Here is a 22,060-nt window from a genome sequence, read left to right as displayed (position 1 = left end):
AAGGCCGTGATCGAAGCCTTGAAGGAACGAAAGTTGCTCGTTCCTATGCCGGAGCTGCTGATCCGTCTGGCACTGGCCGGCCGGGCGGCGGCGCGTCGACAAGCCTATCGCGAATTGATCCGGGATCTGGATCAGCCTTCGATCGAGGCGCTTGATCAGCTCCTCGCTGAGCGGGGCCGGCGATCGGAGCCACCTTGGCTGGATTGCGGAAGCACCTGAAGGGGCGAAGCTGAAGAACCTCAAAGGCTTGATCGCCCGCCTCGAGGTATTGCGCTCAGCCGCCATTCCCGACGACCGTCGCAAGACGATCCATGCCAATCGCTACGGCATCATCGCCAGGGATGCACGCATTCTGCATGCCCGGGAGATACGACGCCTGACATCCGAACGTCGCTACGCCACGCTGGCCGCCTTCGTCATCGAGAGACAGGCGTCGATCACCGACCTGACGATCGACATGTTCTGCAAAATGATTGGGAGCAACCGCCGCAAGGCCGAGATCGGCCGCACGGAACGCCGGCTAAAAGAGGCCGAGGTTCTTGATGGGGTGGCGCTTGAGCATCTCAAGCTCGGCGAGGCGCTTCTGGCCGCTCGTGCGAGCAAAACCGATCTTGCATCGGCGATCGCAGCCTCCCTCGGCTGGGACGGATTGGTCGCCAGCATGGCGGCAGCCAGATCTGTCGTCCACCCTGATCGCAGTAACGAATTCGACGAGCTCATCAAGCGGCACAAATCGTTGCGCAAGCTGGGCAGACTGATGTTCCGCACGTTCTCGTTCCGGTCGTTTCGTGCTGATGATCCGATCCTTGTAGCAGTGGACCATCTGCGCGCGCTCTATGGCGGCCGGAAATTGCCGGCGCAGGTGCCGCTCGCCTTTCTGACCCGCAAATGGCGACGCTGCGTGCGCCCGAACAGTGCCGATATCGACCTGCGCGCCTGGGAAGTGGCGGTCCTCGTTCACCTGCGAGAGCGTCTGAGGGCCGGTGACATCTGGGTCGAAGGCAGCCGGCATGGCGCAGTTTCGAGGATTATCTTCTGCCTCGGCCGATCTTCGAGCTGATGCGCGCCGAGGGGCGGCTCGGGCTCGCACTCCCCGACAGCTTTGCCGAATGGCGAGCAGAACGGACCGCCACGCTCGATGCGAAGCTGAAAGAGCTGGCAAAGGCGGCGGCTGCCAATGCTATTCCGGATGCAGCGATTTCCGACAAGGGCCTGTCGATCTCGCCGATCCGCGAGGAGGAGCGCGACAGCATCGTCGCGCTCAGCCGCCGACTATATGTTCTGGTGCCACGGATCAGGATCACCAGCCTGCTTGCCGAGGTGCAAAGCTGGACCAAATTCCTCGACAGCTTCACGCATTATCGTACCGGTGAGACGGCAAACGACGAGGCAGCGCTGATGGCAGCGATCCTTGCCGACGCCACCAATGCCGGAGCCGAACGTATGGCGGAAAGCTCACGCGGCGTCACGATCCACCAGATGATGCTGATGGTGGACAGGCATATGCGATCGGAAACCTACGCCACGGCGACCGCCGTGCTGGTCGATGCGCAGCAGGCCCATCCCTTTGCCGCGATCTGGGGTGACGGCCATATCTCCTCCTCGGACGGACAGTTCTTTCCGGCTGGCGGGCGTGGCGAAGCCAGCCTCGACTACAATGCAAAATACGGCAAGCGACCGGGGGCGTCGATCTATGGCTTCCTGTCCAACCGTTTTGCTTCCTTCTTCTCCCGCATGATCCAGGCATCCGAGGGCGAAGCCCCCTACGTTCTCGACGGCCTCCTTCACAACGAAAGCTCCGTCGAAATCTATGAGCACGCAACCGATACCGCTGGCGCCACCGAAACGACGTTCTCCATGTTCCACGCCTTTGGCTACAGGCTCATTCCCCGTATCCGCAATCTCGGCAATCGCAGGCTCTTTGTCATTGATCGCGATCCGGCTTACGATCCGCTCGACGCGCTGATCGCTGGAACCGTCAACATGGATGTCGTCGAGCACCACTGGGATGAGGTCTTGCGGCTGAAGGCTTCGATCGCTGCAGGTTTGGTGCCGCCTTCCGTCATCCTCAAGAAGCTGGCAGCGTCGCCGCGACAAAACCGGCTGAACCAGGCCCTGCGCGAAATGGGCCGGATAGAACGCTCGATCTTCATCTGCGACTGGCTGCTCGATACGAAACTGCGCCGCAGATCGCATGCGATCCTCAACAAGGGTGAAAGCCGTCATGCTCTCGCACGCGCCATCTTCCTCCACCAGCTCGGCGAATTGCGCAACCGCGTCGCCGAAACCATGGCTTACCGCGCGTCCGGTCTTAACCTCGTCGTCAACGCCATCATCCTGTGGAACACTGTCTATCTCAGCCGTGCTGTCGATTATATCAGCAGTCAGGGTATTATCATTCCGGACGAGCTGCTCTCCCAGGTCGCACCACTACCATGGGCGCATATCGCGCTCACCGGCGACTACCTCTGGAACGAAATTGACCGACCCCTCGAACGCTTCAGGCCAATCCGGGCTAACCGCTTCAATCCAAACAACTTCAAATTCCCTTAGCGTGTATTAATGTAGAAATGCCCACGGAGCCCCGTACTGGCCTGGAGCAAACCGTTCCGCCATGGGCTCGATACTCTTGCGGTCACCGGGACCGATTAGCCCCGACACATAGAGGGGGCACATCTGTCGTCGCTTCTTGTGTCCAAGTTTATCCAGAAATGGCTGCAAAAATGCTGAAAGCTCCGTATCCCAATCTGCCATGTCGCGCTCCCGAAAAAGAGAGCACAAATCATCTCAAACCAGCCTTGCCCCAATCTGCCAAAGTAGTGCTAGGTTCGCGTGCCAAATTCCGTCTCTGTCAAACCTAGTGGTTCTGTACTTCCAACGGTGTTGGGAGCGCGTCAACGGCCTCGGCCTGCCATCTCCCATTGGCGGCCATGTCCAGCGCGACCTGCTGGACCAAATCGGCTACCGCGCCTGCTGCTCTTGCGTTCTTGCTCGTCCTCGACTGAGCGAGCGAAATTCGCCATTCCGGACAGGGATCTACGATGCTGATCGCTGTCATTTCTTCTCGGGAGATTTCCTCTCTCATTGGAAAACTCGGATAGATTGTAGCGTAGCCGCTGCGAACCAGCTCGAGAATGCCTGTGAGGCTGTCGCAGTTCATTGCTACCTTTACCTCTAGCCCTAAGTCAGAGGCGTGTTGTTCGAGCAGTTTGCGAAGAACGTGCCGACAACTGGGCAGCACAAGAGGGAGCTGCATAGCCTCTTTGAAAGAGATTGTCTGCTGTTGGGCGGCTGGATGGTCGTGACTGACGATGACCCTTAACTGCTCTGTCAAAATCTCTTTGCTATTAAAACGAACGTCCTTGCCGTTTTCGTAGAGCATCGCAACATCAAGACGACCGGTATTGAGCCATTCGCTCAAACTCCCCGACAAGCCCTCGACGATTTCAATGGATACATTTGGAAGGACGCGTGCCGCTTCCGCAATAATTTCCATGCAAACGCTACGGCACGCTGAAGTCGGCAGACCAAGTGCGATTTCGCCCGAAGGATATTGTGCGATGGCCTGCAGCGCTTGTTTCGATCGCTCCACCTCCTGAAAAATAACGCAGGCATGCTCTCGAAGTACGCGCCCGCCTTCCGTTGCGGTTACGCCTCTGGCATGGCGCAGAAACAGGCGTACGCCGAGTTCTTCCTCAAGAGCGAGCATGTGCTGACTGAGAGAAGGTTGGGCAATTCTTAGAACCTCCGCGGCCTTTGAAAAGCTTCCTGCATCCAAAATACCAAGGAAGTACCGAAGCTGTCGAAGATCCAATGAAATATCCTCCACGTGTGCGGGTGACCACATTTTGCGATCTTGTCTGGCTTATTATTCTCAACTTTTTGGTATGCGGCAACCGAAGCCAATGTACCACAAAGGGGCATGGTAAAGAAGTGAGATTTCAGTGAGCGAAAAGAGCGAGTGGTGAACGAGTTGCCCGCAATCGTTTCCCGGATCAACTCAGGTGCTCAACCCTGGCGCAACGAGAGATGCTTGTCATCCGGGGGAAGCGGTTGTATCCATGGTGCGACTGGCCTAGTAAATATTTTCCGGAGGTTTACCACTTTCTTCCGGGAAGGCAGGTGGAGGAGGACGGGCCGCCGTGGTGACGATCAAGGAAATCGCGAAGGCTGTCGGCGTGTCGTCGGGCACGGTGTCGCGGGTGCTGAACTACGACGAGACGCTGTCCATTTCCGAAAGCAAGCGGCAGGCGATCATCGAGACGGCGGAGGCGCTGAACTACGCGACCCCGCGGGCACGCAAGAGTGCCCAGTTGTCGCCGTTCTCGATCCCCATGGGAAGCCATGCCGAGGTGGCGGCAAATATCGCGGTCATCCATTTTCTGACGCCCAATGAGGAACTGGTCGACCCCTATTATGTCGGCGTACGGCTCGGCATCGAGGCGCGCTGTCGGGAATACAAGATCGAGATCGCGCGCGTTTTCAATCCGGATGTTCCAGTTGATCTCGCCATGCTTACGGGCATCTCGGCAGCCATCGTGGTCGGGCATCATCCGAAGGCCGAGATCGAGGCCATGGCAAAGGTCTGCCCGCATCTGGTGATGGCCGACTACAATCCGCGCATGCCGCAATTTGATTGCGTGCGCGCCGATCTCGGTGAGGCGACCGTTACCATTCTCGACAGTCTGGAAAACGCCGGCTACCAGCGCATCGGCTTCGTGGGAGGCTATGAACTGATGGACAATGATGCGCTGATGCATGGCGAGCAGCGCTGCAAGGCCTTCATCGAATGGCACGAGGCGCGAGGGCGCTATCGGCCCGAGCTTCTGGCTCTGGGCCAGAGCGAGCGCTTCGGCCAGAATCTGCGGCTCGAGACAGGCTACCAGCAGGCCAAGTCGCTGCTGGCGCTGGAGGTGCGGCCCGATGCGATCGTGGCGGCCAATGACAACATGGCGATCGGCACCTATCGGGCGATCCAGGAGGCCGGACTGTCGATCCCGGGCGATATTGCAGTTGTTGCCTTCAATGATATTCCGGTGGCGCAGTTCCTGACGCCGCCTCTTTCGACCATGCGCATTCCTGGTGAGTTGATCGGTGAAGTGGCTGTCGACCTGCTCGTCGAGCGTCTGAACGGTCGGGACTACTCCAAGCATGTGACCTTGCCCACGGAGATGATCTGGCGAGCGAGCGCAAAGAAGCCATCGGCGTCCTAGAGGATTTCGACGGGAGGTTCCGGAATCCCAGACACTTACCGCAATGCACAAAATATTTAGTAAAAATTTTCTTGACTGTCCTCCGATTTTCGGAAATAGTGGCGATGAGGCAGGGGATGAGGCTGCCGCGGTTAACGTCATAATGGGAGGAACGCATGGATTATTCTCGCTTGCTCAAGCGCTCCGTTTCGGCTGCGCTGACGGCTGCCGCACTGTTGTGCAGCACGGCGGCCTTTGCCGGCGAAGTCACCATCTGGTGCTGGGACCCGAACTTCAACGTCGCGATCATGAAGGAAGCCGCTGAGCGTTATACCGCGAAGCATCCTGATACGACCTTCAACATCGTCGACTTTGCCAAGGCCGATGTCGAGCAAAAGCTGCAGACAGGTCTGGCTTCCGGCATGACCGATACGCTGCCGGATATCGTGCTGATCGAAGACTATGGCGCGCAGAAGTATCTGCAGTCCTTCCCCGGCTCCTTTGCGGCACTCACGGACAAGATCGACTTTTCCGGCTTTGCCAAATACAAGGTCGACCTGATGACGCTGGAAGGCCAGGTCTATGGCGTTCCCTTCGATTCCGGCGTCACCGGCCTCTACTATCGCACTGACTATCTCGAGCAGGCTGGCTTCAAGCCTGAGGATATGCAGAACCTCACCTGGGACCGGTTCATCGAGATCGGCAAGGAAGTGAAGGCCAAGACCGGCCATGAGATGATGGCACTCGATGCCAATGATGGCGGTCTGATCCGCATCATGATGCAGTCCGGCGGTCAGTGGTATTTCAACGAAGACGGCAGCCTCAACATCACCGGCAATGCCGCGCTGAAGGCAGCGCTCGAAACCCAGGCGCGGATCGTCAACGAGGGCGTTGCCAAGCCGACCAGCGGTTCGAACGACGGCATCCGCGCACTGACCTCGGGCGATGTGGCCTCCGTTCTGAGGGGCGTGTGGATCACCGGCACGGTCAAGTCCCAGCCCGATCAGGCCGGCAAGTGGGCGCTGACGGCCATTCCGAAGCTCAATATCGAGGGGGCCACGGCAGCCTCGAACCTTGGCGGATCGAGCTGGTATGTGCTCGAAGCCTCCGCCGAAAAGGACGAGGCCATCGACTTCCTCAACGAGATCTATGCCAAGGATCTCGACTTCTATCAGAAGATCCTGACCGAGCGTGGCGCTGTCGGCTCCCTGCTCGCCGCCCGCACGGGTGAAGCCTATCAGAAGCCCGATGACTTCTTCGGTGGCCAGACCGTCTGGCAGAACTTTGCCGACTGGCTCGTCCAGGTGCCGGCCGTCAATTACGGCATCTTCACCAACGAGCTCGACACGGCTGTCACGGCGAACTTCCCGGCCCTGGTCAAGGGTACGCCGGTCGATGAGGTCCTGAAGGCCATCGAAGATCAGGCTGCCGGCCAGATCCAGTAAACCCATCCCACAGGGGCTCGGCCTTCGGGTCTGGTCCCTGTCCTCCCGGAGACGTGCGGCGGAAACGCCGCGCGGCTTCCCTTCCGCATACAAATGTTCAGTGACCACTGATCGGGTTCGGGGACACCGCATGGCCACCACATCCAGATCCAGCTTGAAGCGCTATTACGACGTCAACGGATGGCTGTTCGTGGCGCCCGCGATCGCGCTGATTTCCGTCTTCATGCTCTACCCGATCCTGCGGTCGCTTGTCCTGTCGCTCTATACCGGTCGCGGCATGATGCTGAAGTTTTCCGGCACGGGAAACCTCGTGCGTCTGTGGAACGACCCGGTCTTCTGGCAGGCGCTGCAAAACACGGTCATCTTCTTCGTCGTGCAGGTGCCGATCATGATCACCATGGCGCTGATCCTGGCGGCCATGCTGAACAATCCGAAGCTGCGCTATTCCGGCCTCTTCCGGACAATGATCTTCCTGCCCTGTGTTTCGTCGCTGGTCGCCTATTCCATCCTGTTCAAGAGCATGTTCTCGCTCGACGGCGTGGTGAACAACACGCTGCTGGCGATCGGCATCATCGGCGAGCCGATCGGCTGGCTGACGGACCCCTTCTGGGCTAAGGTCCTGATCATCATCGCCATCACCTGGCGCTGGACCGGCTACAACATGATCTTCTATCTGGCGGCGCTTCAGAACATCGACCGGTCGATCTATGAGGCAGCCAAGATCGACGGCGTGCCGTCCTGGGGGCGCTTCGCCTTCCTGACCATTCCGATGCTGAAGCCGGTGATCCTGTTCACAACGATCACCTCGACGATCGGCACGCTGCAGCTGTTCGACGAGGTCTATAACTTCACCGAGGGCACGGGCGGTCCGGCCAATTCGACGCTGACGTTGTCGCTTTACATCTACAATCTTACCTTCCGCTTCATGCCGAGTTTCAGCTATGCGGCGACCGTCTCCTACGTGATCGTGCTGATGGTGGCGGTTCTCTCCTTCCTGCAATTCTATGCCGCGAGGGAACGCAAATGATGACCACGCTTCGTCGCCGCCTGCCTGACATCGTGCAGTATAGCGTGTTGTCGCTTGCCGCCTTTCTCTCGATCTTCCCCTTCATCTGGATGGTGATCGGGACGACCAATACGACAAGCCAGATCATCCGCGGGAAGGTTACCTTCGGTACGGCACTCTTCGACAACATCGCGTCCTTCTTCGCGCAGGTGGATGTGCCGCTGGTGTTCTGGAATTCGGTGAAGATCGCGCTCGTGGGAACGGCGCTGACGCTGCTCGTCTCCTCGCTTGCCGGTTATGGCTTCGAGATGTTCCGCTCGAAGCTCCGCGAGCGGGTCTATACCGTTATCCTCTTGACGCTGATGGTGCCGTTTGCGGCGCTGATGATCCCGCTCTTCATGCTCATGGGGCAGGCGGGGCTGCTCAACACGCATATCGCCATCATGCTGCCGATGATCGCGTCTGCCTTCATCATCTTCTATTTCCGCCAGGCCTCGAAGGCCTTCCCGACCGAGCTTCGCGATGCGGCCAAGGTGGATGGGCTGAAGGAGTGGCAGATCTTCTTCTACATCTACGTGCCGGTGATGCGCTCCACCTATGCGGCGGCCTTCGTCATCGTCTTCATGCTGAACTGGAACAATTATCTCTGGCCGCTGATCGTGCTGCAGTCGAATGACACGAAGACGATCACGCTCGTTGTGTCCTCGCTCGCCTCTGCTTATTCGCCCGAATACGGCACCGTGATGATCGGCACAATCCTCGCCACCCTTCCCACTCTCCTCGTCTTCTTCGCCATGCAACGCCAGTTCGTGCAGGGCATGCTCGGCTCCGTGAAATAGGACTTTGAAATGCGCATTATCGAAAACTTCAACCGGGACTGGATCTTTCGCGCCGGATTTGAGCCGGCTTTCGCCTCGGCTTCGCAGCCGGGCGAGACGGTCCAGCTTCCCCATACGGCGGTCGAGCTGCCCTACAACTATTTCGACGAGAAGAGCTATCAGAAGGCTTTTACCTACCAGAAGGTGATTGCCTGGGAGCCGCGTTTCGAGGGCAAAGAAGTCTCGCTGGTTTTCGATGCTGCCATGGCCGACAGTGTGGTCTATCTGAACGGTATTGAGATCACCGCGCACAAGGATGGCTATACGCCGTTCGAGGCCCGGCTCACGCCGCACTTGAAGGCCGGCGACAACCTGCTGACGGTCAAGATCGACGGTTCGGAAAACCCAGAGATCCCGCCGTTCGGTGGCGTCATCGACTATCTCACCTATGCCGGCATCTATCGTGACGTCTGGCTGAAGGTGACCGCGCCGGTTTCGATCAAGAACGTCAAGATCGAGACGCCGGATGTTCTGGCCGAAGCCAAGCAGGTGACGGCGAAGGTCTGGATTTCCAATCCGACGGATCAGGCGCTTTCCGGCAAGGTCACGGCTGTTCTGAAAGATGGTGCAGGTCAGGAGATCGCGCGGACCGAGGCGACCGTATCGGGCGCAGAGGTTTTGCTTAGCCTTTCCGGACTTCAGGGCATCACGCTCTGGGATATCGACAATCCGGCACTCTACCGTCTGACCGTTATGCTGGAGACCGCTGCCGGTATCGATGAGACGACGAGCCGTTTCGGCTTCCGTTCTGCCGAATACACGATCGAGGGCTTCAAGCTGAATGGACGCGTCGTCAAGCTGCGTGGCCTCAACCGCCACCAGGCCTGGCCGCATCTGGGTTACGCCATGGGCCGGCGCGGTCAGGAGAAGGATGCCGATATCCTGAAATTCGATCTCGCCGGCAACATCGCCCGCACCTCCCACTACCCGCAGTCGAAATACTTCCTCGATCGTTGCGACGAGATCGGCCTGCTGGTCTTCGAAGAGATCCCCGGCTGGCAGCATATCGGCGGTGATGCCTGGAAGGCGGAGAGCGTTCAGAACGTGCGCCGGATGATCGAGCGTGACTGGAACCACCCCTCGATCATTATCTGGGGCGTGCGCATCAACGAGAGCCAGGACAGTCACGACTTCTATGTCGAGACGAATGCCATGGCTCGCTCGCTCGACACCACCCGCCAGACGGGCGGCGTGCGCTACATCACCGACAGCGAGCTGCTCGAAGACGTCTACACGATGAATGACTTCATTCTCGGCATGGAGGAACTGCCGGGCCATAATCGCGAGCGCCTGGTGCTGCGCGACCAGCGCGAAGTGACCGGGCTTGATCGCAAGGTGCCCTATATGATCACCGAATATGGCGGGCACATGTATCCGACCAAACGCTTCGATCAAGAGCAGCGGCAGGCGGAACATGTCGGCCGTCACCTGGCGATCCTGAATGCGGCCGCCGGCGACCCGTCGATCTCGGGCTCCACCGGCTGGTGCATGTTCGACTACAACACCCACAAGGATTTCGGCTCCGGGGATCGCATCTGCTATCACGGCGTCACCGACATGTATCGCGAGCCGAAATTCGCCGGTTACGCCTATGCCTCACAGGGCGATCCTAAGGGTGGCGTGGTCATGCAGCCGGTGAGCTTCTGGGCGCGTGGCGAGCGCAATATCGGCGGTGTGCTGCCGCTGATCGTGCTGACCAATTGCGACTATGTCGAGATCCGCATGGGCCATATCGTCAAGCGGATCGAACCCGATACCAAGACCTATCCGCATCTGCCGCATCCACCTTGCATTCTCGACCACAGTATGGTGACGCCGGAGGAATTCGGCGAATGGGGCATGACCTGGCGGGATGGCGAACTCGTTGGCTTTATAAATGGCGAGGAAGTGGTTCGCCGTCATCTGCCGGCCGATCCGCTGCCGACGACACTCGAGATTGCGGCCGATGATACAGAGCTCAGGGCTGGCGAGAAGGACACGGTTCGCGTGATCCTGCGTGCGCTCGATCAGGGCGGCAATGTCCTGAGCTTCTTTGATGATCCGGTCGAGGTCAGCTTGCAAGGCCCGGGCCGTATCGTCGGCCCCTCGCTTCTCTCCTTCAAGGGTGGCGCCGTCGGGGTCTATGTCGAAGCCGGAAACGAAGCCGGTCACTTGACGCTGTCGGCGACTTGCCGTCCCTTCGGGACCCAGCGCATCACGTTCAACGTCACCTGAGAGAGGGTTCTATGGCAGAGGTCCGGCTCACCGATATCCGCAAGTCCTACGGCTCGCTCGAAGTCATCAAAGGGGTTAATCTCGAGGTTTCCTCAGGCGAGTTCGTCGTCTTCGTCGGTCCCTCCGGCTGCGGCAAGTCCACGCTGCTCCGGATGATCGCGGGGCTGGAGGACATCTCCTCAGGTGAACTGACCATCGGCGGCACCGTGATGAACGATGTCGACCCCTCGAAGCGGGGGATCGCCATGGTCTTCCAGACCTATGCGCTCTACCCGCATATGACGGTACGCGAAAACATGGGCTTTGCGCTGCGCTTTGCGGGCATGGCGAAGGACGAGATCGAGCGACGGGTGAACGCGGCCGCGAAGATCCTCGAACTCGACGCGCTGATGGATCGTAAGCCCAAGGCGCTCTCCGGCGGTCAGCGCCAGCGCGTTGCGATCGGTCGGGCGATCGTGCGTCAACCGGATGTTTTCCTGTTCGACGAGCCGCTATCCAACCTCGACGCGGAGCTGCGCGTGCATATGCGCGTCGAGATCGCCCGGCTGCACAAGGAGCTCAATGCCACAATCGTCTATGTCACGCATGACCAGGTCGAGGCGATGACGCTGGCCGACAAGATCGTTGTCATGCGCGGTGGGATTGTCGAGCAGGTCGGTGCGCCGCTGGCACTCTACGACGATCCCGACAACATGTTTGTTGCTGGCTTCATCGGCTCGCCTCGGATGAACTTTCTGCCAGCGGTGGTGATCGGCCAGGCAGAGGGTGGACAGGTGACGGTTGCGCTCAAGGCGCGGCCGGATACGCAGCTGACGGTTGCCTGCGCGACCCCGCCACAGGGCGGCGATGCCGTGACGGTCGGCGTGCGCCCCGAGCATTTCCTGCCCGCAGGCAGTGGCGATACGCAGCTGACGGCACATGTCGATGTCGTCGAACATCTCGGCAACACGAGCTATGTTTACGCTCATACGGTGCCCGGCGAGCAGATCATCATCGAGCAGGAAGAGCGCCGCCATGGGGGGCGCTACGGCGACGAAATCGCGGTGGGGATTTCTGCCAAGACCAGTTTTCTCTTCGATGCCTCGGGGCGGCGTATTCGTTAGCCGGCAGGCCCGGATTTGTGAGGTCAAAAGGGGTGCGGAAGCACCCTTTTCCCTTTCGCCGAGGTCCTCGCCGCGCTAGCACTACTTTGGCAGATTGGGGCAAGGCTGGTTTGAGATGATTTGTGCTCTCTTTTTCGGGAGCGCGACATGGCAGATTGGGATACGGAGCTTTCAGCATTTTTGCAGCCATTTCTGGATAAACTTGGACACAAGAAGCGACGACAGATGTGCCCCCTCTATGTGTCGGGGCTAATCGGTCCCGGTGACCGCAAGAGTATCGAGCCCATGGCGGAACGGTTTGCTCCAGGCCAGTACGACCGCTTGCACCATTTCATTTCCGACGGCCTTTGGGATGCTGTTCCTCTTGAGGCCGAGCTTGCGCGACAGGCGGATAGGATCGTTGGTGCATCCAGTGCATTTCTGGTGATCGATGATACCGGTCTGCCGAAGAAGGGCGATCACTCGGTGGGTGTCGCGCCGCAATACGCTTCGATGCTGGGAAAGAGGGCAAATTGCCAGACGCTGGTTTCGGTGACGCTTGCCCGAGACGAGGTTCCTGTTCCGGTTGGCTTGCGTCTGTTTCTGCCCGAGAGCTGGACCAGCGACACGGAACGGATGGCCAGGGCCGGGGTTCCCGATGCCATGCGGACATCTCGCACAAAGCCGGAGATCGCTCTTGCCGAGATTGATCGGTTGATCGCGGCTGGCATCCGGTTTGGCACAGTGCTGGCTGACGCAGGCTACGGCCTGTCGGCGGCCTTCCGCCAGGGGCTAAGTGGGCGCGGCCTCACCTGGGCGGTCGGCATCCCCAAGCATCAGAAGGTCTATCCCCATGAAGTCGAATTGATCTTTCCCGTCTCCGGTCATGGTCGCCCACGCAAACATCCGATCCCCGACATTCTGTCGGTTGCAGCCGAGACGATCCTGAAGCAGGCAAGCTGGAAGAAGGTCAGTTGGCGGCGTGGCACAAAGGGCCGCCTGACGGCACGCTTTGCAGCATTGCGCGTCCGGATCGCCGACGGCACGCCGCAACGCATTCTTGACAAGGGACAGCAACACATGCCGGGCGAGGAAGCCTGGTTGGTTGGCGAATGGCGATCAAACGACGAGCGCAAATACTACCTGTCCAACTTGCCGGCCGATGCGACGTTGAAAGTGCTGGCGGCCGCCATCAAGGCGAGATGGGTTTGCGAGCAAGCGCATCAGCAGATGAAAGAAGAACTCGGCCTCGACCACTTCGAAGGCCGATCATGGCAAGGGCTACATCGGCACGCTCTGATGACGATGATCGCCTATGCCTTCCTCCAGCACCAGAGATTGCAGACTGCAAAGCGGGAAAAAAAAGAAGCGACGAGTTCGTCGTGGACCACCTGAGCCGACCTTGCCAGCCGTGCGAAGAACCGTCATCAACGCACTTATTCTATCGACAGCACAGATCCGATGTCCGCACTGTCGATGTCATTGCCACCACGGAAATTCTATTCTGCCAAAGTAGTGCTAGGGCCGGCAACTAAACGTGGTTACGTCAATGCGTATTCACGTCAATGCGTTCTCAAGCGCCCGGTAGAGCGTGGCACGATGCACGCCCAAGAGCCGGGCGACTTCCGCCACCGGCTTCTTGTCGTCATGGATAAGCTGGCGGGCATGGGCGATCTGCTCGGCCGACAGGGCAGGGGAGGGGCCGAACTTCACGCCTCGGGCTTTCGCCGCGATCCGGCCGGCGCTCGTGCGCTCCACGATCAAGCTGCGCTCGAAATCCGCGATGCCGGCGAACACGGTCAACACCATGCGCCCCGCCGGCGTCGTGGTATCGGCCCACGGCTCGGCCAGCGAACGCAGGCCAGCGCCGGCCTCCTTGATCCGCTCCGCGATCGCCAGAAGGTCGCCGGTCGATCGGGCGAGGCGGTCTAGCCTGGTGATCGTCACCACGTCGCCGGCACGCAGATGGTCGAGCATCCGCGCCAGCTCGGGCCGATCCCGCTTCGCCCCGGAAGCCTTTTCCTCGAAGATGCGGACGCAGCCGGCCGCACCCAGGGCGGCCCGCTGCGCATCGAGGTCCTGGCCGCGAGTCGAAACGCGGGCATAGCCGATGAACACGCGGCCGGCGTCGGAATCTGGTCGGCTGCTCACGGCTTCCCCCTGTCGCAAATCATGTCGCAAGTTTTCTACCACTTGCGACAAAGACATGCGACACGAAAAGCCCTGATTTTCCGGGGGCGGCCGATGTGTCGCGGGTTTTAGGACTTGCGCGACAAGGCTATGAGGTGATGAACTGTATAGCGTCGCTTGACACTATACGTTTAGCTTGATAGTGACGGCACATGAGAATCCGAAACGTGGTCCATAAGGGGTTACGCCGCTTCATCGAAGATGATGACGCCACCGACTTGGAGGTGGCCGTAGTGCCGAAAGTCCGTCGCATCGCCACCTTCCTCCAAGATATGGAGCGGGAAGACGAGCTGCGCACGGTCCCGAGCTGGAAGGCCCATCAGCTCACCGGCGATCGAAAAGGCACCTGGAGCCTGTTCGTCACCAAGAACTGGCGGATCACGTTCCGGATCGACCAAACCGAAATCGAGATCATCGACCTCGACTATGAAGATTACCACTAGGAGGTGGCTATGAGTGCGATGCAGGGCATCCGTATGAAAAATCCCGCCCACCCCGGCGGCTTCGTCAAAAGTGAGATCATCGAGCCGCTTGGCCTTTCGGTCACGAGCGCCGCGCAAGTTCTCGGTGTTACGAGGGCGGCGTTGTCGGCCGTGCTGAACGAGCGCGCGCACCTTTCGCCGGAAATGGCGCTCCGGGTCGAAAAGGCTTTCGGCGTGTCGATGGATACGCTCATGCGGATGCAGAACAGCTATGACATTGCCCAAGCCCGCAAGCGGGAAGGGGAGATCAACGTCGCGCCCTTCAAGGGAAAGCCGCTCGATCCGCAAGCGGCTCTGGTCTGATCCGACAACAATACGAATACGGCCGCGCCGAGAAGTAGCGGCAGCTAGTGAGAGGGGCGATCATGAGTGATGACGAAATATTTTCCGTCGCCAAGGAGATATCGGACAGGTTTGTTGCCGAATGGGATCGCTTGAAAGGTGATCGCGTCCCATGGCACATGTCCGAAGTGCAAGAGCGCGTTTTCTTCGAAATATTTCTGCATGTCGTCAACGCACGACATATGACGACCAACGATGTCGTAGAAGTAATAAAGGTCTATCTCCGTCATGCGGATTGGATAGGACTGCTAATTTGTGATTCCTCGCCTTCGAACGGGAATGGTTCGCATGGCCCTACTTGGGCTCTCGTTCGACCAAGAGGTCTTCTGGCAAGTTTTGGCGGCAGTCCGTTTCAGGCGATCTACGAGCCATTATATGAAATACACGGTGAAGAGGACGACCAGGATAGTGAGGAATTCTGGGATGATGACGAGCAAGACCTAACACCGGAGGAACGCAAGAAGCGGTCGAATGAGGTTGCCGAGAATTACCTCCGAAGCCACTTCGGCATTCCATATGAAGATGAGGATAACCCGGAAAACAGCTATATTACCACGCTTCCGGATGGGTTTCGAAATCCGCTCATAATTGAAGAATTCGCCAACGGCGGATCAAATCAGGACGTTATAGGCGTCTCTCGTCGTCTTCTTATGAGAGATCGAGCCGACAGTGAGCAAAATTGGCTCGAAAAACACCGTAACAATCAAGGAGTCGCTTCGAATTTCGATATTCTGACCGCTGCGGCGCTAGATTATCATCAAAAGCGGCCGCTCGTTCGGCAGCTCCGCTCATGGACTGAAGACCAGTACATCGGGGTCCAAGAAGCCGTTATGATCATGGCCGCTGTTTGGCCCGAATTCCTGGCAGGGCGGCTCACATTCGCTTCCTCTCACCACCGATCCTGGATCGTAGTTGAACAGAAGAGCGACAAACCCTTGCTCTTCGAACGTGAGAACTGGCCGATTAACACCTCGCTTTCGCGCATTCTTGCGGTGCTTTCTGGATTGCAATCTTTTCGCGGCATGACATGCCGGTTCGACCTATCGCAGGCAGGACAAGTCGTTTTTGATGGTCAGAGCGGTAAAATCTTGCGTGTGATCACAAAGGACTTTGAGCCGTCAGAAGAAGAAACCAGGAGCGCGCTCGGGCGGCTAACGCAACATCTCGTCAGCCTGGGGCACGATCATGAAGCCGTTCGCTCCTCGATATCTGATCCATCTCGGTTAGGAGAGTTGATTGATCCTGCCGGCCGCCTCTTACGCACCAATCGCTCCGATCCCGAACAGCGCCTCTTCGAAATGGCCGTCTCGATTTCAGATCGAAAACCTAGCCGGAGGAGCGCCAGCCCTATTCTAGGACACCGTACGGATGCGTTGTATAACGCGATCGGGGGAGACGGCCGCGACGACGCCTATCTTTCGGATGGTCTGTGGATATCGCCCGATGGACACCTTTCCGACAAGGGACGCTAGGCGCTGTTGCAAGCGAGCGAGACAAAACTCACCCACCTGCATTTGCAGAGGTGCAGCAACGTAAGAGAAAACCCTGTGGCTACAATTTCTTCGTCGGACAAATTTGATTCTAGTCAGGCTCAATACTGCTTGTCGTCAGATAGTTTTGTGCTTCTGAGAATAGTTCGGTTCCAAGCATCCTATACTGTTATGACAGCGACAGCCGGAGAAGACGACAGAAGTAAAGCCCCATATCCAAATCAAGAACGCCTCATCGAACATGCGGCCAGCATCTTTTCCGCATTTGGGGCGTCGGCCCGACATGCAAGCGACCTCCATGGCAGGCGCTACGTCGAATTTACTGGCTTGAGCCAAACCCAAATCGAGCAAGGAGGGCAATCCTTGGCAAATGCCCTCGGCTTGGAACTGTCGGATATGGCTGAGATATGGGCGGAGCTTTCCGATGCCGCCGACGAAGATGGGCTAGTTTACCTATCAGATGGTATGTATCTAACGGATGATGGTCAGTTAATCGAACGGTGACTTGGAGCCTAAGTGATCTCTACACTTGTTTGCCGAGTGAAAACGCCGATCATTCCGTCGCTTTCACGGTGATGGTGCAACGCTGATCCTCCGGACGTGCGCGCGGCCTCCCAACAAGCCGCTACCGAGTCCCTGTTCGCCTCAATGAGCTGGTCGGCCGACGCCACCCGCTGCCATGCTTCCGGGCTGCCGAACGCCATGAGGCTCATACCGGCCTGCCACGGCCTTTCGCCCATGACGACACTGGCGACACGCGGCGCGGCCGAGAACGGCAACAGGCGCGGAAGAAACAGCATCACGAGCGCGCCGACGATCAGGCCGAGAGCGAACGCGGCGACAAGCCACCAATTTTGTCGCTTGCGCTCCCGCGCACTGGCGACGTGCGCCGAAAGATTCCGGCCGGCGCGCTCGAGGTCGGACGCCTGCCGCTCGAGCTGTTGCACGGCCGTCCTCACCAAGCCCTCGCCGCTGCGCTCAAGCGCCGCCGCATAGTGCTGCGCGCCCTGCCGGAGAATGGGTGACTGTTCAACGCCGTGCATCCGTTGCGCAACGCTGTCGAGCGCCTGCACGAGCTGGGCGAGCTGGGGCTTGTAGTCGGCCTGCGGCTCGATCTTCTCGAACTGGTCGAAGGCGGCTTCCAGCCCGCGACGGATGACCGTCATTTCCGCGCCGATCTGCGCGCCCTGCGTCTCGATCGTGCGCCGTAGCGCGTCGAACGCGGCGGCCGGGTCGCCGGCGTCCTCGTCCAGTGTTTCCGGCTCGATACCTTCCCTGTCGTCGTCCAGCTCCGTCATGGTCACTCCCTAACCTACATTGACATGCCGATGCCCCGGCTGAGCCGCTGGCCGCGTGTCATTTCCTCTTGCAACTGATGGGCGATGCTCTGCCCCCGGCGAAGCTCCTGCCCGATTCCAAGCTCCTGACGGCGATTGCGCAGGATGGAATCTACCTGCGGGTCACGCTCAAGGCTCTTGGTCAGGCCGTTCATCTGGCTTTCGACCTTGCCCCGCGCCTCGTCGTGCTGCCAGCCGCGAAGTTTCTGGCGCTGGCCGTCCAGTTCCTGCCAGCGGTTCACGAACCGCTCGGCCCTGACATTCGGGTCTTGCAGCGCGGCGTTCTCGCGCTTCATGCCGTCGATGACCTGCGCGACACGCTCCCGGCCGGAAAGCTCGGTCATGGCGCGCGCCGTCTCCGGATCATTTTGCAGGGTCGAGCGCATCAAATCTTTCATGCCGCCCTGCACCTGGTCGAGCTGCTGGCCGGCATCGCGCATTTCCTGCCGCTGCATGTCGAGGACCGGCAAGCCCTCGCGCCGATGCTGGTCGATCGACTGATAGGCTCGCGAATAGCGGTCAACGGCCTGCTCAAGCGGCGACTGCCCCCGCGCCCGCTCGGTCAGCCGGTCGGGCGCAGGCGCCTGCCGCAAGCTCCCTTCCCTTTCCGGCCGCTCGCTGCGCTCCTGCGAGGGTGCAGGACGCGCATTGAGCTTGAGGCCGGCGAACATACCGCGCCGCTGCTTCTCGGCCTGCTGTGGCCGTTTCTGATCGATCTGCGGGCCGTCCTCGCCGGCGCGGTCCTGCTGCGGCCCCTCGGCCGCCGCGCCGCGCGCGAGTTTCAGGCCCTCGAATGGCCGTTGGCGCTGCTGTCGATCGGCGGCGAGATCCTCGCGAGGATCTGCACGAAGATCCTGCGCGAGATCCGCGCGGACTTTTTGCGAGGATCTCCGATCAAGAGCATGATCCCCGGCCGTCGACTCCCGTTCCGCACGTAGCCCGACGCGCTCGGCCGGAATCTCGATCTCGCTGCGGACGCCCATCTGCTCCGCGATCCCGCGCCGCTCGGCAAAGTCGCGAGTATAATCGAGCGTGGTTTCTTTCACGCCCGACCGGGACAGGCGGCGCTCTAGCTGGCTATAGGCCAGCTCCCCGGCGTCCTGAACCTTCCATGTGTTGCGGTGCGTCTGCGTCCCATCCGGCAAGGTGACGGGGGTGGAACCCTCATGCTGTAGGCCGATCTTCTCCCCGATCTCCGGCGCGGCCTCCTTCATGGCGCGCTCTAGATCGACGCCCCATAGGGTGCGCTGCTCGCCCTTGTCGTTTTCCAGCGTCACGAAATAGCTGTCGGATTTCTGCGGGTCATGCTCATAGGGCGCGGCCCCATGCTCGACCAGCCGGCCGGCATTGGTGAACTCGTCCTGTGCCGCGTAGAGCTGCACCCCGTCACGATGCCGGGTCATGGCGACATAGGTTAGATGCCGGTCCATCGTCCCCGACGCCATCACATAGGACCGATCGACTGTCGCACCCTGATTTTTGTGAATCGTCGTCGCATAGCCGTGGTCGATCGCCTGATAGTCGCCCATCGGCACGGAAACGCTACGCTCCCGGCCGCCGTCCAGCGTGGCGATGATCCGGCCTTCCTCGACATGCTCGACCGTGCCAAGCATCCCGTTTTTCACGCCAAGGTCGCGGTTGTTCTCCAAGAACACGATGCGGTCGCCGGGCGCGAACTCCCGCTTTCCGTCATTGGTCTGGAAGGTCAGCGCGCCGGCGTCCTCGCCCTGCGCCAGCTCGCCCCGGTCCTGTAGCTCGGTCCTGATCGCGTCATTGATCGCCCGAACATCGGCCCGGCGATGCGCCATCGCTACGCGGGTGCCGTCCGGGCGCTCGTCGCGGTCGGCAAGATAATCCCGCACGATCTGGCCGCGCGCGTCCTCGCCGTCTCGGCAAAGCTGATATTGCCATGATCCCGATAGGCTGCCAGCCCCTCGGCCGTCCGGTGCGTGGCGAAGTCAACCGACGCCTCCCGCTGCCAGTCCACGCGCTGCCGGCGTATCTCGGACAGCTCGGCATGGCCGATTTCCTCCGTGATCGCCCGGAACGGTGCGCCGGCCCCGATCGCCTGTAGCTGCTCATGGTCGCCTACAAGGACGATCTTCGCCCCGCGCGCCTCGGCCTCGCCAACGAAGCGGGCGAGCTGGCGGCTCCCGACCATGCCGGCCTCGTCGATCACGAACACGTCGCCGCGGCCGATCGTGCCGCGGTCGTTCTCCCAACCGCGGGACCATGACGCGAGGGTGCGGCTCTGGATGCCGGAACTTTCCTCCAAGCCCTCGGCCGCCTTCCCCGACAAGGCCGCACCGTGGACCTGATAGCCCTCGGCCTCCCATGCCTCGCGCGCCGCCGCGAGCATGGTGGACTTGCCAGCGCCGGCATAGCCGACAACGGCCGCGATCCGCTCCGGCCCGGTGATATGCTCGATCGCCCGGCGCTGCTCGTCGGACAACCGGGCGGAAGCATCGCCGGCGCTGCGCTGAATGGCGGCGTCCTGCCGCTCTATGGCGCGCTCGACATGCCGGCGATCGACGCCATGACCATGCGCGCCGTGCATCCGCTGCGCGCTCTCGATCATGCCGGATTCGATCTCGACCATTTCGCGGGTCGAATAGCGGGCAAGCTCGATCTCGCCCGTTGCCGGGTCGGCCCGCTCGGGCTGAAGCTCGACCAGCGCCGGCGAGGCCATCACCTTGGCGAACGCGCTCTGAAACTCCTGCGGATCGTCGTTGATGTAGCGATGCAGCGCCCGCGCAACGTCGTGCCGGTCGAACACGCTCTTTTCCCCGGTGATGAGGGTTAGAACCTGCTCGGGCTTCTCCCGGATCAACTCGGCATTGCGCCGGGCCGCTTCCTCGTCCAGCCGCGCCCGCGATACGTCGAGGCCGCGCCGCTCCATCTGCGTGGCATGGACGCCCATATGTTCGGTTGGCGCGATCTCTAGCCCGCGCTCCATATGCGAACGATGGTCGATGCGAATATCTAGCCCGGCCATCGCAAGCCGCTCGTTGGCGATCCCCTCCCATCGCTGGCGAAGGTCGCGGAGCTGCATATCTGTCGTCGGCAGGTCGTGCGCCAACAGCCATTTGTTTTCGCGCTCAAGATAGGTCTTGTCGCCTAGCCCGTCCTCCGTCACCTGCCGCGTGGTCATAAGAATGTGGGCATGGTGATTGCGAACGTCGCTCGCCTCGTGCGGCGCATGAATGGCGAAGTCCACGGCCGCGCCGTAGCGGTCGGCCAGCTCCTGCGCCATCTCCCGCGCCGCCTCTAGCCGCTGCTCGGCCGATAGCTCATGCGGCAAGGCAATCTCGAACTCCCGCGCAACGCGGGCATCCTTGCGCTTCTCGGCAAACTCGGCGGCGTTCCACAAGTCCGACCGATCCCGCGCCCAATCGGCTGAAACGCCTTCGGGCAAGACGATCTCGGCATGTTCAACGCCCTGCTTGCGGCTGAAATCATGCGTCATCCCGTCGCGTTCGTTGGTCAGCTTCTCCCCGGCACGATAAGCCATTGAGGCGACGGCGCTACGGCCGCCCGCCCGCGAAACTGGCTTCATGCTCAAATGGTAGATCGCCAACCCGTTGCCTCGATCTAGTTTCCGTCTTTCCCGCCAGCCTCCAAGCTGGCGGCGCGCTGAGTTGCATAGCAACTCGTAAGTGCGCCCTTCTCAACTCAATCGCTTCGCTCTTTCGTCGCTCGGTGTGGCGCTTGCGGCAAGGTCGATGCGATGAACTGAGGCCCTGATTGTGCTGCAAAGCTGCCAAAAATTCAAGGTAGCGCATAATCGTGTTTGGTGACGCTGCTTGCATCGGATAGACTTCGGCTCAAATGGGAGTGCAGACCGATGGCAATAGACAGCGCCGGAACACTTGCGTTGCTGATCGACGGCGATAATGCCACCCCGAAAATCATAACCGGGCTGCTGCTGAGATCGCCAACTATGGACCGCCAGCGTCAAGCGCATCTATGGCGATTGGACCAAGCCGAACCTCAACGGCTGGAAAGAGTGCCTGCTGGAACACTCGATTCAGCCGGTCCAGCAATTCGCCTATACGACCGGGAAGAACGCAACGGACGGCGCGATGATTATCGACGCGATGGACTTGCTCTATACCGGCCGCTTCTCCGGTTTCTGCATCGTCTCAAGTGATAGCGACTTTGCCCGCCTGGCCGCGCGCATCCGTGAGCAAGGCGTCATCGTCTATGGGTTCGGGGAGCGCAAGACGCCCCGCCCCTTCATCACCGCTTGCGACAAGTTCGTCTATTTCGACGTGCTCAACACGGCCGGGGAACAGAAGGAAGCGGAAGCCGTCACCGCGCTAAAGCGGCCGCCGCCAAGCCTGCACCGGCGAAAGCGGCACTCGATCGCGCTGCTCTCGACATGCTGGCGAAAGCTGTCACC

15 protein-coding genes and 3 pseudogenes are annotated in these 22,060 nt (G+C 60.2%); 13 read left to right on the top strand and 5 right to left on the bottom strand.

Translation table 11 applies throughout. From position 1 onward, the window contains the following. Nucleotides 1-2,553, top strand: a pseudogene (locus GA0004734_RS26860) (Tn3 family transposase); the annotation flags it as partial. A 6-nt stretch (nucleotides 2,554-2,559) separates the two neighbouring features. On the opposite strand, the gene GA0004734_RS25810 reads toward GA0004734_RS26860, so the two are convergent. Together GA0004734_RS25810 and GA0004734_RS25805 are read right to left on the bottom strand one after the other, a co-directional pair. Next, nucleotides 2,560-2,754, bottom strand: a complete 195-nt coding sequence (locus GA0004734_RS25810; RefSeq protein ID WP_348626137.1) for a transposase — start codon at nucleotides 2,752-2,754, stop codon at nucleotides 2,560-2,562. 103 nt (nucleotides 2,755-2,857) lie between these two features. Further along, the gene (locus GA0004734_RS25805) at nucleotides 2,858-3,814 is read right to left on the bottom strand and encodes a LysR family transcriptional regulator (protein WP_175386712.1); all 957 of its coding nucleotides are present in this window, start codon (nucleotides 3,812-3,814) and stop codon (nucleotides 2,858-2,860) included. Between the two features lie 328 nt (nucleotides 3,815-4,142). Here GA0004734_RS25805 and GA0004734_RS25800 point away from each other — a divergent pair, with 328 nt between their 5' ends. The 7 genes and pseudogenes from GA0004734_RS25800 to GA0004734_RS25770 all read left to right on the top strand — a co-directional run. Beyond that, the gene (locus tag GA0004734_RS25800; protein WP_092938954.1) at nucleotides 4,143-5,213 is read left to right on the top strand and encodes a LacI family DNA-binding transcriptional regulator; all 1,071 of its coding nucleotides are present in this window, start codon (nucleotides 4,143-4,145) and stop codon (nucleotides 5,211-5,213) included. A gap of 155 nt (nucleotides 5,214-5,368) precedes the next feature. Continuing rightward, a complete protein-coding gene (locus GA0004734_RS25795) occupies nucleotides 5,369-6,637 on the top strand; it encodes an extracellular solute-binding protein (RefSeq protein ID WP_092938952.1) in 1,269 nt (422 codons plus the stop codon). A 130-nt stretch (nucleotides 6,638-6,767) separates the two neighbouring features. Further along, a complete protein-coding gene (locus GA0004734_RS25790; RefSeq protein WP_092938950.1) occupies nucleotides 6,768-7,664 on the top strand; it encodes a carbohydrate ABC transporter permease in 897 nt (298 codons plus the stop codon). Beyond that, on the top strand, nucleotides 7,661-8,482 hold the full coding sequence (locus GA0004734_RS25785; protein ID WP_082179079.1) for a carbohydrate ABC transporter permease: 822 nt from the start codon (nucleotides 7,661-7,663) through the stop codon (nucleotides 8,480-8,482). Before GA0004734_RS25790 ends, GA0004734_RS25785 begins: the two co-directional genes overlap by 4 nt. A 9-nt stretch (nucleotides 8,483-8,491) precedes the next feature. Further along, nucleotides 8,492-10,735, top strand: a complete 2,244-nt coding sequence (locus GA0004734_RS25780; protein WP_052821257.1) for a glycoside hydrolase family 2 protein — start codon at nucleotides 8,492-8,494, stop codon at nucleotides 10,733-10,735. 11 nt (nucleotides 10,736-10,746) lie between these two features. Continuing rightward, the gene (gene ugpC / locus GA0004734_RS25775) at nucleotides 10,747-11,838 is read left to right on the top strand and encodes an ABC transporter ATP-binding protein (RefSeq protein ID WP_092938945.1); all 1,092 of its coding nucleotides are present in this window, start codon (nucleotides 10,747-10,749) and stop codon (nucleotides 11,836-11,838) included. Nucleotides 11,839-11,985: 147 nt separating this feature from the next. Then, nucleotides 11,986-13,200 (top strand): annotated as a pseudogene (locus GA0004734_RS25770) (IS701 family transposase); the annotation flags it as partial. A gap of 174 nt (nucleotides 13,201-13,374) precedes the next feature. Here the strand turns inward: GA0004734_RS25770 and GA0004734_RS25765 are convergent. After that, complete coding sequence (locus tag GA0004734_RS25765) at nucleotides 13,375-13,935, bottom strand: recombinase family protein (protein ID WP_024899704.1); 561 nt, start codon at nucleotides 13,933-13,935, stop codon at nucleotides 13,375-13,377. 224 nt (nucleotides 13,936-14,159) lie between these two features. Between GA0004734_RS25765 and GA0004734_RS25760 the strand changes: the two genes are divergently transcribed. The 4 genes from GA0004734_RS25760 to GA0004734_RS25745 all read left to right on the top strand — a co-directional run bounded on the left by GA0004734_RS25760 (nucleotide 14,160) and on the right by GA0004734_RS25745 (nucleotide 16,825). Next, nucleotides 14,160-14,450: a type II toxin-antitoxin system RelE/ParE family toxin gene (locus tag GA0004734_RS25760; RefSeq protein ID WP_092938939.1), complete on the top strand. Its 291-nt coding sequence runs from the start codon at nucleotides 14,160-14,162 to the stop codon at nucleotides 14,448-14,450. Nucleotides 14,451-14,459: 9 nt separating this feature from the next. Continuing rightward, nucleotides 14,460-14,792, top strand: coding sequence for a HigA family addiction module antitoxin (locus tag GA0004734_RS25755; protein WP_092938937.1), 333 nt, complete (start codon nucleotides 14,460-14,462; stop codon nucleotides 14,790-14,792). A 62-nt stretch (nucleotides 14,793-14,854) separates the two neighbouring features. Next, nucleotides 14,855-16,303 carry a hypothetical protein gene (locus GA0004734_RS25750; protein WP_092938935.1) on the top strand — a complete coding sequence of 483 codons (1,449 nt, stop codon included), beginning with the start codon at nucleotides 14,855-14,857 and terminating at the stop codon, nucleotides 16,301-16,303. Between the two features lie 189 nt (nucleotides 16,304-16,492). Further along, nucleotides 16,493-16,825, top strand: coding sequence for a hypothetical protein (locus GA0004734_RS25745; protein WP_092938933.1), 333 nt, complete (start codon nucleotides 16,493-16,495; stop codon nucleotides 16,823-16,825). 8 nt (nucleotides 16,826-16,833) lie between these two features. On the opposite strand, the gene GA0004734_RS25740 is transcribed toward GA0004734_RS25745, so the two are convergent. Together GA0004734_RS25740 and traA are read right to left on the bottom strand one after the other, a co-directional pair. Beyond that, the gene (locus GA0004734_RS25740) at nucleotides 16,834-17,619 is read right to left on the bottom strand and encodes a DUF6118 family protein (protein WP_245292662.1); all 786 of its coding nucleotides are present in this window, start codon (nucleotides 17,617-17,619) and stop codon (nucleotides 16,834-16,836) included. A 14-nt stretch (nucleotides 17,620-17,633) separates the two neighbouring features. Then, nucleotides 17,634-21,235 (bottom strand): annotated as a pseudogene (gene traA / locus GA0004734_RS25735) (Ti-type conjugative transfer relaxase TraA). A gap of 385 nt (nucleotides 21,236-21,620) precedes the next feature. On the opposite strand from traA, the gene GA0004734_RS25730 reads away from it, so the two are divergent. Then, nucleotides 21,621-22,060 (top strand): NYN domain-containing protein (locus GA0004734_RS25730; RefSeq protein WP_348626138.1); only part of this gene is annotated, 440 nt, incomplete at its 3' end.

This window comes from Rhizobium sp. 9140, from assembly GCF_900067135.1.
In the GTDB taxonomy this organism is placed as follows: domain Bacteria; phylum Pseudomonadota; class Alphaproteobacteria; order Rhizobiales; family Rhizobiaceae; genus Ferranicluibacter.
The sequence above is the reverse complement of the archived record's forward strand: the minus strand, read 5'-3'. Positions and strand labels throughout refer to the sequence as shown.

Excerpts from the sequence above, each read along its gene's own strand:
- GA0004734_RS25740 (WP_245292662.1), bottom strand. The coding sequence starts at position 17,619 with ATGACGGAGCTGGACGACGACAGGGAAGGTATCGAGCCGGAAACACTG.
- GA0004734_RS25785 (WP_082179079.1), top strand. The coding sequence starts at position 7,661 with ATGATGACCACGCTTCGTCGCCGCCTGCCTGACATCGTGCAGTATAGC.
- GA0004734_RS25755 (WP_092938937.1), top strand. The coding sequence starts at position 14,460 with ATGAGTGCGATGCAGGGCATCCGTATGAAAAATCCCGCCCACCCCGGC.
- GA0004734_RS25795 (WP_092938952.1), top strand. The coding sequence starts at position 5,369 with ATGGATTATTCTCGCTTGCTCAAGCGCTCCGTTTCGGCTGCGCTGACG.
- GA0004734_RS25780 (WP_052821257.1), top strand. The coding sequence starts at position 8,492 with ATGCGCATTATCGAAAACTTCAACCGGGACTGGATCTTTCGCGCCGGA.
- GA0004734_RS25745 (WP_092938933.1), top strand. The coding sequence starts at position 16,493 with ATGACAGCGACAGCCGGAGAAGACGACAGAAGTAAAGCCCCATATCCA.
- GA0004734_RS25810 (WP_348626137.1), bottom strand. The coding sequence starts at position 2,754 with ATGGCAGATTGGGATACGGAGCTTTCAGCATTTTTGCAGCCATTTCTG.
- GA0004734_RS25760 (WP_092938939.1), top strand. The coding sequence starts at position 14,160 with ATGAGAATCCGAAACGTGGTCCATAAGGGGTTACGCCGCTTCATCGAA.
- GA0004734_RS25790 (WP_092938950.1), top strand. The coding sequence starts at position 6,768 with ATGGCCACCACATCCAGATCCAGCTTGAAGCGCTATTACGACGTCAAC.
- ugpC (WP_092938945.1), top strand. The coding sequence starts at position 10,747 with ATGGCAGAGGTCCGGCTCACCGATATCCGCAAGTCCTACGGCTCGCTC.
- GA0004734_RS25750 (WP_092938935.1), top strand. The coding sequence starts at position 14,855 with ATGAGTGATGACGAAATATTTTCCGTCGCCAAGGAGATATCGGACAGG.